The following is a 16996-nucleotide window of genomic DNA, read 5'->3' on the forward strand; positions in this document are numbered from 1 at the left end:
ACGTGTTCGCGCCGGGCAGCCGGGCAGCCGGGCAGCCGGGCAGCCGCAGGCCGGCCGGTCAGCGGCGGGCGGTGACCGTCCCGTCCACCGCGAACAGCTGCTCCTCCACATGATCGAGGGCGAGCCGCAGCGCACCCGTCGCCACCGCCGCCTCACCGAGCAGGGAGAGCGCCACCCGGGGCGGCCGCAGACAGTACCGGGCCAGCTCACGGCGGAGCGGCTCCAGGACGCCGTCCAGGCCCGCCGCCCAGCCGCCGATCACCACCAGCTCCGGGTCCAGCGCCAGCACCAGCGCGGCGACGTCGTGGACCAGCCGCTGGATGAACCGGTCGACGGCCGCGCGGGCCCGCGCGTCCCCTTTGCGGGCCAGCGCGAACACCTCGGCGACCGCCTGCTCGTCCAGCGGATGCAGCGGCTCGTCGGTGGTGGACAACAGTGTCTCCGGGGTCACCTCCCGGCCCAGCAGATGCAGGGCGCCGATCTCCCCGGCCGCCCCGCCGTACCCCCGGTGCAGCCGCCCGCCGATCAGTGAACCGGCGCCCGGACTCAGCCCGGCCAGCACCATCACCACGTCGTCGGACTCGGTGGCCGCGCCCTTCCAGTGCTCGGCCACGGCCGCCGCGTTGGCGTCGTTCTCCACCAGCACCGGACACTTGAACGACCTGCTCAGCCGCTCGCCGAGCTGGAGCCCCGTCCACTCGGGCAGCGCGGTGCCCAGCCGCACCCGGCCGTCCGCCTCGACGATGCCGGGGGTGCCGACCCCGACGGCCCGCAGCGAACTGCGCGCCACCCCGGCCCGGCGCAGCAGCTCGGCGACGGCGGTGCGCAGCCGCTCCAGCCGCTCGTCCGCGTCGGCCGTCTCGTCCACGTCCTTGGCCTGCGCCCCCAGTATGCGGCCGTCCAGGTCGGCCAGGAGCGCGGCGACGCGGTGCGGGCCGATCTCCAGACCCAGCAGATGCCCGGCCTCGGCCCGGAACCGGAACCGCCGCGCCGGCCGCCCCTGCCGCCGGGCGGCGCCCTCCTCGGCCGCCTTCTCGACGACCAGACCGGCCTCGATGAGCCCCTCCACGACCCCCTCGACGGTCGGCCGGGACAGCCCGGTGACCCGGGTGATCTCGGTGAGCGTCGCACAGTCGGTGGCCCGCAGCGCGTGCAGCACCACCGCGGAATTGATCCTCCGCAACAGAGACGGATCACCGCCGGTCAGCCCCGCCAACGTCGGTCCTCCCAGCTAGCCCTGAACGTTGGCCGGATCGTACTTCGGCGCCGCCGATCCCGGCGAGTGCCGGACGCCTCCGATCTGCCGGAGATCCGCGACCGACTCCGTGATCCACGGGGCGCGACGAGCCCCGACCCGTGCGCCGCGATCACTGTCCGGGTACGCTCCGTCACCCCGGGCTCCGGCCGGAACGGCGCCGATGACCGGCCGTCCGGTTTTCCGGCGCGGAGATGCTGCGAGACAGAGCGGCCGACCGGTGTGCCACGAAACGTGGGACCGGGGGCATGGGGCATCAGGCGTCGGGACGGCTGACGCCCGCGCTAGCCACGCCCGCGCCGGCCCTCCGCCGCCTCCCGCAACCGCCCGAACTCCTCCGCCATCGTCGCCGCCGTCCAGTGCGCGTTCAGGCCGCTGGGGTTCGGCAGTACCCACACCCGGGTGTCACCGATGGTCCGTTCCTGCGGCCCCACCTGGGCCCTGCGGTCGGCGAAGGCGGCCCGGTAGGCCGTGACGCCGACCACCGCCAGCCAGGTCGGCCTGGCCCGGCCGACCTTCGCGGTCAGGAGCCGGCCGCCCTCCGCGTACTCCTCGGCGGTCAGCTCGTCGGCCCGCGCGGTCGCCCGCGCCACCACGTTCGTGATGCCGAGCCCGTACGCGAGCAACTCGTCCTGCTCGGCGGGCTTGAACAGCCTCGGGGTGAAGCCGGACAGGTGCAGCACCGGCCAGAAGCGGTTGCCGGGACGGGCGAAGTGGTGACCGGTGGCCGCCGTCATCAGACCTGGGTTGATCCCGCAGAAAAGGACGCGGAGGCCGGCCGCGAGCACGTCCGGGACGAGACGGTCGCGGGCGGCCTCCAGTTCCGCCGCCGTGAAGCGGCTCAGAGGATCGCTCCGGGGGTGTAACCGGCGGCCTCCGGGTGCTGCTTGACGATCTCCTCGATCCGGCCGACGACCACACCGACCTGGGCGGCGGCCGCGCCCGTGAAGGACAGCCGGTCGGCCATCAGCGCCGCCAGCCGCTCACGGTCCAGCGGCAGCCGCTCGTCGGCGGCGAGCTTGTCGAGCAGGTCGTTGCGCTCGGCGCCCTGCTCACGCATCGCGAGCGCGGTGGCGACGGCGTTCTCCTTGATGGCCTCATGGGCGATCTCACGGCCGACACCCGCGCGCACCGCGCCCATCAGCACCTTGGTGGTGGCGAGGAACGGGAGGTAGCGGTCCAGCTCGCGGGCGATGACCGCCGGGAAGGCACCGAACTCGTCGAGGACCGTCAGGAACGTCTCCAGCAGGCCGTCGAGGGCGAAGAACGCGTCCGGCAGGGCCACCCGGCGCACCACCGAGCAGGACACGTCGCCCTCGTTCCACTGGTCGCCGGCCAGCTCGCCGGTCATCGAGGCGTAGCCGCGCAGGATCACCATCAGGCCGTTGACGCGCTCGCAGGACCGCGTGTTCATCTTGTGCGGCATCGCGGAGGAACCGACCTGACCCGGCTTGAAGCCCTCGGTCACCAGCTCGTGCCCGGCCATCAGGCGGATCGTCCTGGCGAGGGAGGAGGGGGCGGCGGCCAGCTGTACGAGCGCGGTCACGACCTCGTAGTCCAGCGAGCGCGGGTAGACCTGGCCGACCGAGGTGAACGCCTGCGAGAAACCGAGGTGCCCGGCGATCCGGTCCTCCAGCTCGGCCAGCTTCGCCGCGTCCCCGCCCAGCAGGTCCAGCATGTCCTGGGCGGTGCCGACCGGGCCCTTGATGCCGCGCAGCGGGTAGCGCCCGAGCAGTTCCTCGACCCTGCCGTGGGCGACCAGCAGCTCGTCGGCGGCGGTCGCGAAGCGCTTGCCGAGGGTGGTGGCCTGCGCGGCCACGTTGTGGGAACGGCCGGCCATGACCAGCTCGGCGTACTCGCCGGCCAGCTTGCCCAGCCGTGCCAGCACGGCCACCGCACGGTCGCGCACCAGCTCCAGCGAGAGCCGGATCTGGAGCTGCTCGACGTTCTCCGTCAGGTCCCGGGAGGTCATGCCCTTGTGCACGTGCTCGTGCCCGGCGAGGTCGTTGAACTCCTCGATCCGCGCCTTCACATCGTGCCGGGTGACCTTCTCGCGCTCGGCGATGGAGGCCAGGTCCACGGTGTCGAGGACCCGCTCGTAGTCGGCGATCGCCGCGTCCGGCACCTCGATCCCGAGGTCCTTCTGGGCCCGCAGCACGGCGAGCCAGAGCTGCCGCTCCAGCTTCACCTTCTGCTCGGGCGACCAGAGCGTGGCGAGCTCGGCGGAGGCGTAGCGTCCGGCGAGGACGTTCGGGATGCGGGGCTTGGCGGGCGCGGCTGAAGTCACGTGTACGGAGTTTACCTGGCGTCCACGAGGGGTCCGGGACAGCCATACAGTCCGGAGAGCGCAGGTCGGGTGCACTGCGACCTGCGCTCTCCGGCGAGTCCGCGGGATGGCTGTGAGACGGCCCTGCCGCCGTCGGCATTCGGCAGGCGGCGGCTCGTGGACACATGGCTGCCGCACCTACGGCAGCGCCGGACCTGTCGGCCGTGGGCGTCCGCCCCGGGTCGTCGAGGCCCATCGCCCGCTCAGGCCGGACCGGTGCAAGCCGGGGACCCACCGGGCCGGTTTCGGGTCAAGCCCGCGGTTTTCACCTCGACCCGAAGCCGGTTTCGCCCTGGATATCGGCCCTGAGGTGCGACGTTTCGGGTTTCGGGGCCCCGCCTGACGCCCCGGGAACAGCTCGACGAGCGGCGGCGGTCGGAACCTCGGAGACTGAGATCACCGGCTACCACAAGCGTGATCAGCTAGGGACTTGCGATGGCTGCACCACGATCAAGCAAGCGGTGGACGTGGCTGTTTGCGATCATCTCCGCCGCCGCCCTCGTACTCGGCAGTCTGCTCCTCTGGGTGGCTGCGAACGGCGGCTCCGCGACAGGATCGCCACCCCCTTCTACCGGGCCCCCGACGAGTGCCACCGCACCTCAGGCCGGCCAGTCCACACCTGGCGGCTGGGGCGGCGGAGGCGGAGGCGGCTCAGGCTCGGAAACCCAGACCGCGGTTCCCGACTCTCCGTCAGCGACAGGGATCCCGACCCCGCCCACGAACCCGTCACCCAGCAACGCCGCACAGATCATCACCGCGTCAGCTGGAGTCATCGGCGCACTGGGAGGCCTGTGCGGCGGCATCGCACTCATCATCAACGCAATGAAGCGGTCCGCTCAGACCAGTCCGCCCGGTTGACATCCGCCCAGGCCACCTCGCCGCCCACCAGGCCGCCGAGATCCTCGACACCGTCCGCCGACCGGTCCGCCGCTGAACGTACGAGAGCCACGTCACCGCTCCCGAACGTCGGCCAGTTCCGCGAGCACGTGCGCGTGGCACAGCTCCGGGGCGCACCAGCAGGCCAGCGTCCTCCCGCGCAGCTCCGCCGCCGGCTCCAGCAGCTCGGGCCGTTCCAGCAGGTACGCCCGGTACATCGACATCACCTCGGCCCGGGTGCCGTCCCGCTTCTTCTTCGCGGTGTCGTAGGCGAAGGGGTTGTACAGCGGGTGGCGGGGCAGGTCCCAGCCGCCCATCGTCCAGCGGCGGCCCACGTAGACGACATCCGCGGGGGCGTGTTCCAGCCGGGGGCCGAACTCGTGGATCCGGCCCCTGACGTTGATCACCCGGGTGGGCATGCGAGCGGTCCTACGCCTCGTACGGCAGCAGTTCGGGGCGCTTCGGCTCGCGGCCGTCGCCGGAGGAGCGGCCGGTGAGGCGGCGGCCTATCCACGGCAGGAGGTACTGCCTGGTGAAGCGGGCGTCCGCGACCCGGCGCGCGACCCAGCCCGGCGGCGCCGTGGCCGGGATCGGCGTGCGCCACTCGGGGTCCTCGGGCTCGTGGCCGAGGGTCTGCCAGACCGCCTCGGCCACCCTGCGGTGCCCCTCGGCTGTCAGGTGCAGCCGGTCCACGTCCCACATCCGGGGGTCGGCCAGCGAGGGCGCCCCGTACAGGTCGACGACGAGGGCACCGTGCCGCTCGGCCAGCTCGTCGACCACGGCGAACAGCTCCTCCATGCGGGGGCGGAACCGCTCCAGGACCGGGCCCTGGCGGCCGGGGCTGCGCATCAGCACCAGCTGCTCGCAGGCCGGCGCCAGCCGCTCCACCGCCTCGGTCAGCAGGTCCCGGACCCGGACCATGTCGCACTTGGGGCGCAGCGTGTCGTTGAGGCCGCCGACCAGCGTGATCACGTCGGGCCGCATCGCGACCGCCACGTCCACCTGCTCCTCGACGATCTGCCCGATCAGCTTGCCGCGCACCGCGAGGTTGGCGTAGCGGAAGCCGGGGGTACGGGCGGCCATCCGGGTGGCGAGGACATCGGCCCAGCCGCGGTAGGAGCCGTCGGCCGTGAGGTCCGACATGCCCTCGGTGAAGGAGTCGCCGATCGCGACCAGGCTGGAGTGTGCGGGAGGCACCGGGTTCTTCTGCATGGCGACAGAGATGGTATCCCGGGGCGCATACCCGCCAGTCGGTCACTCCCTCCGCGGGCGCGATGCCTTGGTCACTCCCTCCGCGGGCGCGACGCCGCGGTCACCCCCTCCGCCGAGGGCTACGCGTGCTGCCCGAACAGCTCCCGCAGCACGTCCTCCATGGTCACCAGCCCCGCCAGCCGTCCGTCGTCGCCGAGCAGGCCCGCCAGGTGGGTGCGGCTGCCGCGCATTGCCGTGAGCACGTCGTCCAGCGGTGTGGTCTCCCGCACCCGGGCGATCGGCCGCATGTCCCGCAGCCGGAACGCCTCGTCCCGGGGCGAGGCGTCCAGCGCGTCCTTGACGTGCAGATAGCCGACGATCCGGCGCCCCTCGTCCACCACCGGGAAGCGGGAGAAGCCCGACTCCGCGGACAGCCGCTCCAGCTCCTCCGGAGTGACGCCCACGCGCGCGTAGACGACGCGTTCCAGCGGCACCACCACGTCCCGCACCGGCCGGCGGCCCAGCTCCAGGGCGTCGTGCAGCCGCTCCTGCGCCCGGTCGTCGATCAGGCCCGCCTCGCCGGCGTCCTTGACGATCTCGGCGAGCTGGGTGTCCGTGAAGGTCGCCGAGACCTCGTCCTTGGTCTCCACCCGGAGCATCCTCAGCAGGCCGTTGGCGAAGGCGTTGATCGTGAAGATCACCGGGCGCAGCGCCCGCGACAGCGCGACCAGGGGAGGCCCGAGGAGCAGCGCGCTGCGCACCGGCTCGGCCAGTGCCACGTTCTTCGGCACCATCTCGCCCAGCAGCATGTGCAGATAGGTCGCGAGGGACAGCGCGATCACGAAGGACACGGCGTGGCCGACGCCGGTGGGCACGCCGACCGCGTGGAACACCGGCTCCAGGAGATGCGCGATCGCCGGCTCCGCGACCACGCCCAGCACCAGCGTGCACAGCGTGATGCCGAGCTGGGCGGCGGCCAGCAGCGCGGACACGTGCTCCAGCCCCCACAGCACGCTCCTGGCCCGCCGGTCGCCTGCCTCGGCGTGCGGTTCGATCTGGGAGCGGCGCACCGAGATCAACGCGAACTCGGCGCCCACGAAGAACGCGTTCACGACCAGCGTCGCGAAACCGATCAGCAACTGTACGGCGGTCACCGCTGCCCCTCCTGCTCCGTCTCGTCGTCCAGCGGCGCGTGCAGCAGCACCCGGGCCGCCCGCCGCCCCGAGGCGTCGACCACGTCCAGCCGCCAGCCGGCGACCTCGACGCCGTCCCCGGTCTCCGGTATCCGGCCCAACTCGGCCGCGACCAGCCCGGCCAGCGTCTCGTACGGCCCTTCGGGCGGCCGCAGGCCCACGCGCGCGAGCTGGTCCATGCGGGCCGCGCCGTCCGCCGAGTAGAGCGCGCGGCCCGTCGCGTCGGCGCCGGCCGGGGCGAGGTCGGGCGTCTCGTGCGGGTCGTGTTCGTCGCGGACCTCGCCGACCACCTCCTCGACGATGTCCTCCAGGGTGGCGACCCCGGCCGTACCGCCGTACTCGTCGATGACGACGGCCATGGTGCGCCGGCCGCCGAGCCGGTCCAGGAGGCGGTCGACGGTCAGGGACTCGGGGACCAGCAGGGGCTCGCGCATCACCTGGGCCACCCGGACCCGGGCCCGCTCCTCGACGGGCATGGCCACGATGTCCTTGATGTGGGCGGTGCCGACGACCGAGTCCAGGCTCTCCCGGTAGACCGGGAACCGGGACAGGCCGGTCGCGCGGGTCGCGTTCGCCACGTCCTCGCAGGTCGCCCGGGCCTCCAGGGCGACGACCTGGACGCGCGGGGTCATCACGTTCTCGGCCGTGAGGTCGGCGAGGTTGAGCGTGCGCACGAACAGCTCGGCGGTGTCCGGCTCCAGCGCGCCCTGTCTGGCGGAGTGCCGGGCCAGCGCGGCCAGCTCCTGGGGCCCGCGTGCGGAGGCCAGCTCCTCGGCGGGCTCGATGCCCAGGCGCCGTACCAGCCGGTTCGCGGTGTTGTTGAGATGCGTGATGAACGGCCGGAAGGCCGCGCTGAACCAGCGCTGGGCGTTGCCCACCCGCTTGGCCACGGCCAGCGGCGCGGAGATCGCCCAGTTCTTGGGCACCAGCTCGCCGACGACCATCAGGAACACCGTGGACAGCCCGGTTCCGATCACCAGTGCGAGCGAGCTCGCCGCCGACGGCCCGATGCCCAGCGCCTCCAGCGGACCGGCCAGCAGCTTGGCGACCGAGGGCTCGGCGAGCATGCCGACCACCAGGTTGGTGACCGTGATGCCGAGCTGCGCCCCCGAGAGCTGGAACGTCAGGTTCCGTACGGCCTTGAGGGCCCCCGCCGCTCCGCGCTCGCCGCGCTCCGCGGCCCGCTCCAGCTCGCCGCGCTCGACCGTGGTCAGCGAGAACTCGGCCGCGACGAAGGCACCGCAGGCGAGCGACAGCAGGATCGCCACCAGCAGAAGGAGCACTTCGGTCATCGGGTCACCTCCGTCCCATGATCGGGCAGGGTGGACAGGACCGCGCGGTGTCGGCGGCGGACAGGACTGGGAGGCTCGCCCATGGCGGGACGCTCACACACCTTTCATCGGGAACGACGTTTCCCCAATGGTAAAGGATGAGCAAAGTTGCCTCAGTGGCCGCCGTCCGTCAGTGGCTTCACCCACCGCCGCCACTGCTCCTGGGCCTGGTACCCCGCGGCCCGCCAGGCATGGTGCGCGGTCTCGTTGCGCTCCAGCACCATCGCGTCCGCGCGCCGCCCGCCGAGCCGTACGAACCGCTCGTCGGCGGCCGTCAGCAGGGCCGCCCCGATGCCCCGGCGGCGCCGCTCGGGATGCACGGCCAGCCGGTACAGATGGCAGCGCCAGCCGTCGAAGCCCGCGATCACCGTGCCGACGAGCTCACCGTCCAGTTCGGCGAGGAGCAGGGCCTCGGGGTCGGTGGCGAGGAGGCGGTCCGTCCCGCCACGGTCGTCGCTGATGCTGGTGCCCTCGGCCGCGGTCTTCCAGAAGGCGAGAACGGTGTCCAGATCATCGGGCACGGCGGCCCGGATACGCAGCTCGGTCATGCGGCGATCCCATCACAACCGCCCCTGCCCACCTGCTGATTCCACTATGCGGACAGGGCCTCGACCACCGGGGCGAACGCCTCCATGGACGGCTCCAGCACGGTCAGGTACGAGAACCCGTACCGCTCGCGCAGCCCCCGCACCCGTGCGACGACCTCCGCGAGCGTGCCGACGACGACGATCGGCAGGGCGAGGGCCCGGTCCAGGGTCAGCTCGGGTCGTCGTTCCAGCAGCGGGCCGAGCGCGGACGACGGGTCGTCGGCGAGCAGATTGACCCCGAAACGGAACGGGCGCGGCATGAACTCTCCTCGGCTGCCGATGACGTGAGTCACTCGTGCGCGATGGCCGCCAGCACGTTCATGCGCGAGGCACGCAGGGCCGGCAGCAGCGCGGCCACGATGCCCACGACCGCCGAGCCGATCACCACCGCGATGATCGTGCCCCACGGCACGGCGAGGGCCTTCAGGCCCTGGAGCGCCAGCACCTGCTGGGTGCACACGCCCCACACCAGGCCGAGCGCCAGCCCCAGTACGGCGCCGAACACCGCGATCACCACCGACTCCAGCCTGATCATCCGGCGCAGCTGCCGCCGGGCCAGTCCGATCGCGCGCAGCAGCCCGATCTCCCGGGTGCGCTCCACGACCGACAGGGCGAGGGTGTTGACCACCCCGAGCACCGCGATCACGATCGCCAGGCCGAGCAGCGCGTACACGAGGTAGAGCAGCACGGCGATCTGGTCGTGCACCAGCTTCTTGTAGTCGGCCTGGTCGCGGACCTGCACCTGCGGGTACGGCGCCAGCGTCCGCTCCAGCCGAGAGCGCAGCTGGTCGGCGGTGGTGCCCGGGGCCCGGTTGACGTACAGCGACGAGTCCTGGCCGCCGGGGACGTACTTCTGCACGGTGGCGATGCCGAAGAACAGTCCGCCCTGGGTGCCGAATCCGCTGCCGCTGTCCTGGTCGGAGAGGGCGCCCACCTTCATCTCGGCCCGCTTCCCGCCCGGGAACTCGACCGCAAGCACACTGCCGAGGCGCACCTTGTGGTCCTCGGCGAAGGTGACGTTCATACCGAGGCTGCCGGGCGCCAGCGCGGCCGCGGTGTCGCCGCCCTTGTAGGCGACATGGGCGACCTGGTCGACCTGGGAGTCGTACCCGGCGGCGGTGGTGGTGACCCGCTTGCCGTCCGGCAGCCGTACCGCCACCGGCGTGAACCGCTGCCGCACCACGAGCCCCACGCCCGCGGTGCCGCGCACCTTGTCGGTGATCTCCCCGGTGAACGGCAGGAAGTTGCTGTTCTGGACGATGAAGTCGGCGCCCAGCGTCCTGTCGATCTGCTGGTCGAAGGACTTGGACATGGAGGCGCTGGCCACCGACATCCCGCCGACCAGGGCGAGCCCCACCATGAGCGCGGCGGCGGTGGCGCCGGTACGGCGCGGGTTGCGCAGGGCGTTGCGCTGGCTCATCCGGCCGACCGGGCCGAAGAGGGCGGGGAAGGCCCCGCCGAGGACCCGGATCACGGGGCGGACCAGCAGCGGTCCGGCGATGACGGTCGCGATCAGGGTCAGGACGACCCCGAGGCCTAGCAGCGAGGCGGCGGAGGCGGTCTTCGAGGCCGTGGCACAGCCCGCGAGGGCCGCCGCCCCGAGCGCCCCGACGATCCCGCCCACGATCGCCCGCGTCCTGAGCGGCTTGCCGATCCCGGCGATCTCGGCGTCCGCGAGCGCCGCCATGGGCGACACGGTCGCCGCGCGCCGGGCGGGCAGATACGCGGCGACGAAGGTGACGCCGACGCCCACGACGTACGCGGCGACCGGCGTACCCCAGCCGATGACCATCTCGGTGGTCTTGAGGTTCATGCCGAACGCGGTCATCAGCTTGATCAGCCCGAGCGCCAGCCCGATTCCGGCACCAAGCCCGAGCGTCGAGCCGACCAGCCCCAGCAGCACCGCCTCGGTGAGCACGGACCGACGTACCTGGCGCCGGTCGGCGCCCAGGGCGCGCAGCAGCCCCAGTTCCCGGGTGCGCTGGGCGATCAGCATGGAGAAGGTGTTGACGATGAGGAAGACGCCCACCAGGGTGGCGATCCCGGCGAATCCCAGCATCACGTACTTGATGACGTCCAGGAAGCCGCCGAGGTCCGCGGCCGACGACTTCGCCTGCTCGTCGGCGGTCTTCAGGTCGTACGTCCCGGTCCCGATCGCGGCGCCGATACGGCCCTTGAGCACGGCGTCGGTCACCCCCTGCGCCGCGTCCACCGAGATGCTGGTGGCCCGGCCGGGGGAGCCCAGCAGCTCCTTCGCGGCCACCGCCGGGTCGAGGAAGACCAGGGCCGCGCCGGGGTTGGTGGTGGTGAAGGTGGCGATGCCGACGATCTCCACCCGGAAGGTGCCGGGCTGGGCCTGCACGGTCAGCGTGTCGCCGATCCGGACGTGCTTCTTGTCGGCGGTGTCCGCGTCCAGGAGGGCCTGTCCGGCGCCCTGCGGGGCGTGCCCCGAGGTGAGCTTCACGGGGCTGCGGTGGGTGAGGTACCAGTCGGTGGCGATGGTCGGGGCGCCGGTGGTCGGGCCCACCGACTTGTTGTGGCCGTCCACCACCACGATGTTCTGCACGGAGACGTCCGCGTGGGTGCCCGCGACCCCGGCGACCTTCGCCACCTGGCCCGCCAGCGCGGCCGGCACGGTCTGCACGGCGCCTGTCGGCACCGACGACTTGAGGTCCTGCTTCGGATCCACCGTCACGTCGGCGGAGGTGGACGCGAACAGCCGGTCGAAGGTGCGGGTGACGGTGTCGGAGAAGATCAGGCTGCCCGCGACGAACGCCACGGACAGCACGATGGCCAGCGCGGACAGCATCAGCCGTCCCTTGTGCGCGAGGAAACTGCGCAGGGTCGCCTTGAGCACCGGGTCAGTCCTCCTCGGGCCCGGAGGACCCGCGTCCCACGTCGAAGCGCTTCATGCGTTCCAGCACGGCGTCCGCGGTCGGATCCTCCATCCGGTCCACGATCCGGCCGTCCGCGAGGAAGAGCACCAGGTCGGAGTGGGCGGCGGCGCCCGGGTCATGGGTCACCATGACGACCGTCTGGCCGAGTTGGTCCACCGCCTCCCGCAGAAAGCCCAGCACCTCCAGGCCGGCCCGGGAGTCCAGGTTGCCGGTCGGCTCGTCGGCGAAGATCAGCTCCGGGCGGGAGGCCAGCGCCCGCGCACAGGCCACGCGCTGCTGCTGGCCGCCGGAGAGCTGCGCGGGCCGGTGCTTGAGGCGGTCCCGCAGCCCGAGCGTGTCGATGACCTGGTCCAGCCACTTCTCGTCGGGCTTGCGGCCCGCGATGTCCATGGGCAGGGTGATGTTCTCGGCGGCGTTCAGCGTCGGGATCAGGTTGAACGACTGGAACATGAACCCGATCCGGTCCCGGCGCAGCCGCGTCAGCTCGCGTTCCCGCAGCCCGGTGATCTCGGTGCCGCCGAGCCAGATCTGACCGGCCGACACGGTGTCCAGGCCCGCCAGGCAGTGCATCAACGTGGACTTCCCGGAGCCCGACGGGCCCATGACCGCGGTGAACCGGCCGCGTGCGATGTCCACGTCCACCGAGTCCAGTGCGAGCACCGCTGTCTCGCCCGCGCCGTAGGCCTTGGTCAGACCGCGGGCACGGGCCGCGGTCCCGTCGTCGGCCGGCCCCTCCGCAGCTGCTGTCGACAAGACTGCCTCCCCGTTCAACCGGCGATCACCGACCTCTTTGTCCGGGTCGAGCGTAGTGTGACCCGTCGCACAGGCGGTATCACTTTTCGATTCCGATGCGCGCTTGCCGCCGCTAGCGCAACCGCGCTAGCTTCGAGGTATGGCGAAGACCCAGCTGAACGTGCGCGTGGACGAGGGGACCGCCAAGGCGGCCCGCGAGCGCGCCCTCGCGCGCGGTGTGAGCGTCAATCGCTACATAGAGGAACTGGTCATGCAGGACACGGGTGAGGCAGGCCGTACGTTCGTCGAGGCCGCCGCCGATTTCATGAAGCAGTACGAGTCCGTCTTCGCCGAGGAGTTCGGCGAGCCGCACGGTAGCGACACATCTGACAAGACCGAAGGCCGTCACTGATCCCTTGAGCGACCTGACGATCGACCTCGCCTGGCTCCTCATGCTCGCCGAACAGAAGACCCCGGGTGACCCGCAGGTCACCGACTGGGGTGCGCTGATCGCCGCCGTCGCCAGGCACCGGGCCGAGATATTCGACGTCCCCGTCTACGACACCCCGCACGCCCGGGCCGCCGCCCTGCTCCAGCTGCTGATCCACGTCCCGGCCCTGGAGCGGTCGAACGCGCTGTTCGCGTCCTCCGTCGCGTACGCCTACCTGGTCGCCAGCGGCCTGAAGGTGGCCACCTCGCCCGAGCAGGTCCGCGACCTGGCCCGGCTGGTCAAGAACGGCGAGGCGGGCGTCGCCGACATCGCCGAGGAACTGCGCCGCTGGAGCCTGTGACCGGTCCGGTCGAGCCTGTGACCAGGCCTTCAGGACTCCCGGGGTTTGCGGGCGACGCCCAGCACGCAGTACGAGGAGGGCAGCCGGGGACCGTGCTCCGGCAGGAACACCCGGCGGTAGGGGCCGAGTTCGAACCCGGCCGCGCGCAGCTCGGCGACCGGCTCCCGGGACAGCCGGCAGCCGCCGCTCAGCAGCGGCCACACCGTCCGGTCCAGGGCCCGCTGGGTGAACCGCATCGCCGTGCCACCGCCCGCGCCGTGCTCGAAGAACCGCAGCTCACCGCCCGGCCGCAGGACCCGGTGTACCTCCGCGAGCGCCCGCCGCACATCCCGGACGCTGCACAGCACCAGCGAGCACACCGCCGCGTCGAAGGCCTCGCTCTTGACCGGCAGTGCCTCCGCCGCGCCCGGCACCACGTCCACCGGGACGTCGGCGCGCACCGCGGCCTCCACCGCCAACTGCCGCAGGGTGCGCTCCGGTTCGATCGCCACGACCTCCGCGACCGAGCCGGGATACCGGGCGAAGTTGAGCCCGTTGCCGGCCCCGATCTCGATCACCCGCCCGGACAGCCCGAGGAGCAGCCGCTCCCGGATCGCCGCCATGCCGAGTCCGGTCTCGGCACGGACGCTGCAGCGGGCGTAGAAACGCGCGAACAGCGGGTGGTGGACGGGATCCCGCACCGGATTGCCGGTGCGGGCGGACATCAGCCGCATGACGGACCTCCCGACGGAAGCAGGTCTACGGTGATTGTCCCCCGTACGGGCCCGTCGCACCCCCGCGGCAGGCCCTACGAGATGAAGTCGCGGACCTGCTCGTACACGCTGTAGTTGTCGTTCATGTCGGTGTGCGAGATGCAGCCGACGTCGACGTTGGTCGCCCCGCTCAGCTCCGCCGAGGTGTCCGGGTCGATCGCCGCGTCGCAGTCCGACCAGTACGCCGCGTACGAGACGCTGCCGGGCGTCTCGTCACCCGAGTTCAGGGCGGTCAGGAACGAGCTGCCGGTCGTCATCTCCTTGCAGGACGTGTACAGCAACGCGCAGAGCGAGGCGACGGTGGTCCCGTGGTTCACCCCGGCGACCGACACGAAGTGGTCCACGTACGACGTCCCGCCGAGGTTCTTCAGGTAGTAGCGGCTGTTGAGCGCACCCATGGAGTGGACCACGAGGTCGACCTTCGAGGCGCCGGTCTTCGAGAGGACGGACTGGATGTAGGTCGACAGCGTCGAGGCGGTGGTGACGTTCGACTTCGTCCAGTCGTACGAGATCGCGTACAGCTCGGAGGACGAGTAGCCGTCCGCCTCGAAGTCCGAGATCCAGGTGTTCCAGCTGCTGGAGTCGCTGCTCAGACCGTGCACGAAGACGATCGGTTCGTGACTCGCCGCGTGTGCGGTACCGGCGGTCAGGGGGAGGGACAGAAGGAGCGAACCGGCTATCGCCGACAGAGCGGTTGCGATGCGACGCTTGGCGCGTTGCATGATGCCTCCTGAAACGGGTGGGGTTGTTCAGGAGTGTCGGGACGGGTCTACGCGCGCCGCATCGGTGAAGTCGCCAGTCTTTACGAGTCAACTAACTCGCCAGTAACGTCATTGGTGTGGTGATACCGGCGAACCCCCCACCTCTCGACCGCACTTCGCCACCGCAATCGACCGACGCGGGGCCGTGCCCGGCTTCGGCGCTCCCCGCGGGCGTCCGCGCCCGGGTGTGGCGCGTCGTATACGAAGACCAGCGCGCCGTGGCCGAACTCGTGCCGCGCCTCACCGCACGGCAGGCGGCCGGCGTCGACCCGCTGCCCGTCGAACCGGCCGAACTGGCACCGGGGTTGCTCCACTCGCTGCGCCGGGAGATCCGTGCCCTGCCCGACGGGACCCGGCTGCTGTTGCTGCTCGCCGCCGCCGACCAGTACCCGGTGGCCACCCACGCCTTCCTGCGGGCGGTCACCGCCGGCCGGCTCGACACCCGCCCACTGGAGGCGGCCGAGGCGGCCGGGGTCGCCCACGCCAGCGCCGGCGGGGTGTTCTTCCGGGACGCCTGGACCCGGGTCGCCGCCTACGAGACCGGCTCGCCGGCCGACCGGCGCGAAGCCCACCTGCTGCTCGCCCGGGTGCTGGGCGGCAAGGACGAGACGACCCGCCGCTCCTGGCACCGGGGCGCCGCCGCACTCGGCCCCAGCGCCCGGCTCGCCGCGGAACTGCGCACCGCCGCCGACCGGGCCCGCGCCGAAGGACGGCCCGCCCTGGCCCGCGCGCTCGCCGAACGCGCCGCCGACCTCTGCTCCGACCCGGTCGAGGGGGCCCGGCTGCTCGCCCGGGCCGCCGCCGACGCCTGGTGCTCCGGGGAGCCCGACCGGGCCAGACGGCTCGCCGCCCGGACGGACAACTCGGCCCTCAACGGCGTCCTCGCCCTCAGGGCAGGCAACGCCGCCGAGGCCTTTGACGCCCTGCTCACCGCCGCCGTACGGCAGGAACGTTCCGCCGATGCCCTCGAACTCCTCGCCCTCGCGACCGAGGCCGCGGTCTACACCGGCGACCTCAGACGCTGCCGCGAGGCCCATGTCCTCGCCCAGTGGCTGGACCTCCCGCCGTCCGGCATCCTCGCCGCGCTCGCCTGCGCCGTCGAGGGCCGCTACGCCGACGCCCGCGTCCTCCTCAAGGGCACCGCCGGCCGCTGCGGGCCCGGCGGCGAACCCGGTCCGCTGATCCACTCGGGCATCGCCGCGCTCATGCTCGGCGACCACACCCGGACCGTCACCGCCACCCTCCGGGCCGCCGCCTCGGCCCGCGCCCGCGGCATCCCCGGGACGGAAGCACAGGCCATGGAGTTCCGTGCCTACGCCGACTTCTGGACCGGCCGCCCCAGGTCCGCCGAGGCCGCCGCCCAGGAGGCCCTGCGCCAGGCCCACGCCGCCGGACAGGACAACGGGGCCTGCCATCTCCAGGCCGCGCTCGCCATGTTCGCCGCCGTCACCGGCGACGAGGAGGCCTGCCGGGAGCGCGCGGCGGCCGCCCGCTCGCACGCCCTGGCGCACGGACTGGGGCTGCCCGCCGCCCTCGCGCAGTGGGCGCTCGCCTTCCTCGACCTGACGAACGGCCGCTTCCCGGCGGCCGCCGCACGGTTGCGCGCCCTCGCCGGGTTCGGGCCGGGACACGGCCACCGGGCCATCCGGCACCTGGCCACCCCGCACTACGTCGAGGCCGCCGTCCGCACCGGCGACACCCGGGTCGCCCGCGCCGCGCACGCCGACTACCACCGCTGGGCCACCGCCGTCCGCAGCACCGACGACCTCGCGCTGAGCGCCCGCTGCCGGGCCCTGCTCGCCCCCGGCACCGAGGCGGTCCAGCACTACCGCGCCGCACTGGACCTGCACGCCCGCGGCACCCGGGACTTCGAACGCGCCCGCACCGAGCTGCTGTTCGGCAGTGCGCTGCGCCGGCTGCGGCAGCGCACCGAGGCCCGGGACCGGCTGCACAGCGCCCTGGAGGCCTTCGAGTCGTTCGGCGCCCCGCACTGCGCGGCCCAGGCTCGCGCCGAACTCCGCGCTCTGGGCACGGCGTTGACACCTGCCACCAGTGCGCCCGACCCGGCCGCCGTGCTCACCGCCCAGCAGCTGATGGTCGCCCGGATGGCGGCCGAGGGCGCCACCAACCGAGAGATCGCCGACCGGCTCAACCTCAGCCCGCGCACCATCGACCACCATCTGCGGGGGGTCTTCAGCCGGTTGGGGATCCGGTCCCGGATCGAACTGGTACGGCTGCTGGGCGCGTCGCCCTAGGCCGTCGGTCGGGTGCGGCTGTGTGGGGGCTGGTCGCGCAGTTCCCCGC

At 72.6% G+C, this 16996-nt stretch carries 16 protein-coding genes; 3 read left to right on the forward strand and 13 right to left on the reverse strand.

All coding sequences use genetic code 11. The features are described from left to right. Positions 1–58: 58 nt before the first annotated feature. The 11 genes from IEZ11_RS34205 to IEZ11_RS34255 all read right to left on the reverse strand — a co-directional run bounded on the left by IEZ11_RS34205 (position 59) and on the right by IEZ11_RS34255 (position 12409). Positions 59–1216, reverse strand: coding sequence for an ROK family transcriptional regulator (locus IEZ11_RS34205; protein ID WP_189266837.1), 1158 nt, complete (start codon positions 1214–1216; stop codon positions 59–61). A 323-nt stretch (positions 1217–1539) separates the two neighbouring features. Continuing rightward, positions 1540–2100 carry a G/U mismatch-specific DNA glycosylase gene (gene mug, locus IEZ11_RS34210; protein WP_189266886.1) on the reverse strand — a complete coding sequence of 187 codons (561 nt, stop codon included), beginning with the start codon at positions 2098–2100 and terminating at the stop codon, positions 1540–1542. Beyond that, on the reverse strand, positions 2097–3542 hold the full coding sequence (gene purB, locus IEZ11_RS34215; protein ID WP_189266838.1) for an adenylosuccinate lyase: 1446 nt from the start codon (positions 3540–3542) through the stop codon (positions 2097–2099). Before purB ends, mug begins: the two co-directional genes overlap by 4 nt. Positions 3543–4531: 989 nt before the next feature. Next, positions 4532–4876, reverse strand: a complete 345-nt coding sequence (locus IEZ11_RS34220) for a DUF4326 domain-containing protein (RefSeq protein ID WP_189266839.1) — start codon at positions 4874–4876, stop codon at positions 4532–4534. A 10-nt stretch (positions 4877–4886) separates the two neighbouring features. Then, entirely contained in the window at positions 4887–5669 is a 783-nt protein-coding gene (locus IEZ11_RS34225) for an SGNH/GDSL hydrolase family protein (protein WP_189266840.1), read from the reverse strand. A gap of 119 nt (positions 5670–5788) precedes the next feature. Next, positions 5789–6802, reverse strand: coding sequence for a hemolysin family protein (locus IEZ11_RS34230; protein ID WP_189266841.1), 1014 nt, complete (start codon positions 6800–6802; stop codon positions 5789–5791). Beyond that, a complete protein-coding gene (locus IEZ11_RS34235; RefSeq protein WP_189266842.1) occupies positions 6799–8133 on the reverse strand; it encodes a hemolysin family protein in 1335 nt (444 codons plus the stop codon). The genes IEZ11_RS34230 and IEZ11_RS34235 overlap by 4 nt, the downstream gene beginning before the upstream one ends. Positions 8134–8285: 152 nt before the next feature. Next, complete coding sequence (locus IEZ11_RS34240) at positions 8286–8720, reverse strand: GNAT family N-acetyltransferase (RefSeq protein WP_189266843.1); 435 nt, start codon at positions 8718–8720, stop codon at positions 8286–8288. Between the two features lie 44 nt (positions 8721–8764). Continuing rightward, complete coding sequence (locus IEZ11_RS34245) at positions 8765–9019, reverse strand: LLM class oxidoreductase (RefSeq protein ID WP_308426547.1); 255 nt, start codon at positions 9017–9019, stop codon at positions 8765–8767. A 29-nt stretch (positions 9020–9048) separates the two neighbouring features. Beyond that, entirely contained in the window at positions 9049–11616 is a 2568-nt protein-coding gene (locus tag IEZ11_RS34250) for an ABC transporter permease (protein WP_189266844.1), read from the reverse strand. A 4-nt stretch (positions 11617–11620) separates the two neighbouring features. Next, entirely contained in the window at positions 11621–12409 is a 789-nt protein-coding gene (locus IEZ11_RS34255) for an ABC transporter ATP-binding protein (protein ID WP_189266845.1), read from the reverse strand. A 139-nt stretch (positions 12410–12548) separates the two neighbouring features. On the opposite strand from IEZ11_RS34255, the gene IEZ11_RS34260 reads away from it, so the two are divergent. Beyond that, positions 12549–12800: a toxin-antitoxin system HicB family antitoxin gene (locus tag IEZ11_RS34260; protein ID WP_189266846.1), complete on the forward strand. Its 252-nt coding sequence runs from the start codon at positions 12549–12551 to the stop codon at positions 12798–12800. 4 nt (positions 12801–12804) lie between these two features. Beyond that, the gene (locus IEZ11_RS34265) at positions 12805–13179 is read left to right on the forward strand and encodes a fic family toxin-antitoxin system, toxin component (protein WP_189266847.1); all 375 of its coding nucleotides are present in this window, start codon (positions 12805–12807) and stop codon (positions 13177–13179) included. 29 nt (positions 13180–13208) lie between these two features. Here IEZ11_RS34265 and IEZ11_RS34270 read toward each other — a convergent pair whose 3' ends face one another. Next, complete coding sequence (locus IEZ11_RS34270; RefSeq protein WP_189266848.1) at positions 13209–13892, reverse strand: class I SAM-dependent methyltransferase; 684 nt, start codon at positions 13890–13892, stop codon at positions 13209–13211. Positions 13893–13966: 74 nt separating this feature from the next. Then, a complete protein-coding gene (locus IEZ11_RS34275) occupies positions 13967–14653 on the reverse strand; it encodes an esterase/lipase family protein (protein ID WP_189266849.1) in 687 nt (228 codons plus the stop codon). Positions 14654–14769: 116 nt separating this feature from the next. Here IEZ11_RS34275 and IEZ11_RS34280 point away from each other — a divergent pair, with 116 nt between their 5' ends. After that, positions 14770–16947 (forward strand): helix-turn-helix domain-containing protein, encoded by a 2178-nt coding sequence (locus IEZ11_RS34280; RefSeq protein ID WP_189266850.1) that lies wholly within the window; start codon positions 14770–14772, stop codon positions 16945–16947. Positions 16948–16996: the final 49 nt, after the last annotated feature.

Source organism: Streptomyces fuscichromogenes, from assembly GCF_014645815.1.
Classification (GTDB): domain Bacteria; phylum Actinomycetota; class Actinomycetes; order Streptomycetales; family Streptomycetaceae; genus Streptomyces; species Streptomyces fuscichromogenes.

Bases quoted from the DNA above. Each gene is read 5' to 3' on its own strand.
- IEZ11_RS34220 (WP_189266839.1), bottom strand. From the start codon at position 4,876: ATGCCCACCCGGGTGATCAACGTCAGGGGCCGGATCCACGAGTTCGGC.
- IEZ11_RS34225 (WP_189266840.1), bottom strand. From the start codon at position 5,669: ATGCAGAAGAACCCGGTGCCTCCCGCACACTCCAGCCTGGTCGCGATC.
- IEZ11_RS34235 (WP_189266842.1), bottom strand. From the start codon at position 8,133: ATGACCGAAGTGCTCCTTCTGCTGGTGGCGATCCTGCTGTCGCTCGCC.
- IEZ11_RS34240 (WP_189266843.1), bottom strand. From the start codon at position 8,720: ATGACCGAGCTGCGTATCCGGGCCGCCGTGCCCGATGATCTGGACACC.
- IEZ11_RS34245 (WP_308426547.1), bottom strand. From the start codon at position 9,019: ATGCCGCGCCCGTTCCGTTTCGGGGTCAATCTGCTCGCCGACGACCCG.
- IEZ11_RS34260 (WP_189266846.1), top strand. From the start codon at position 12,549: ATGGCGAAGACCCAGCTGAACGTGCGCGTGGACGAGGGGACCGCCAAG.
- IEZ11_RS34270 (WP_189266848.1), bottom strand. From the start codon at position 13,892: ATGCGGCTGATGTCCGCCCGCACCGGCAATCCGGTGCGGGATCCCGTC.
- IEZ11_RS34275 (WP_189266849.1), bottom strand. From the start codon at position 14,653: ATGCAACGCGCCAAGCGTCGCATCGCAACCGCTCTGTCGGCGATAGCC.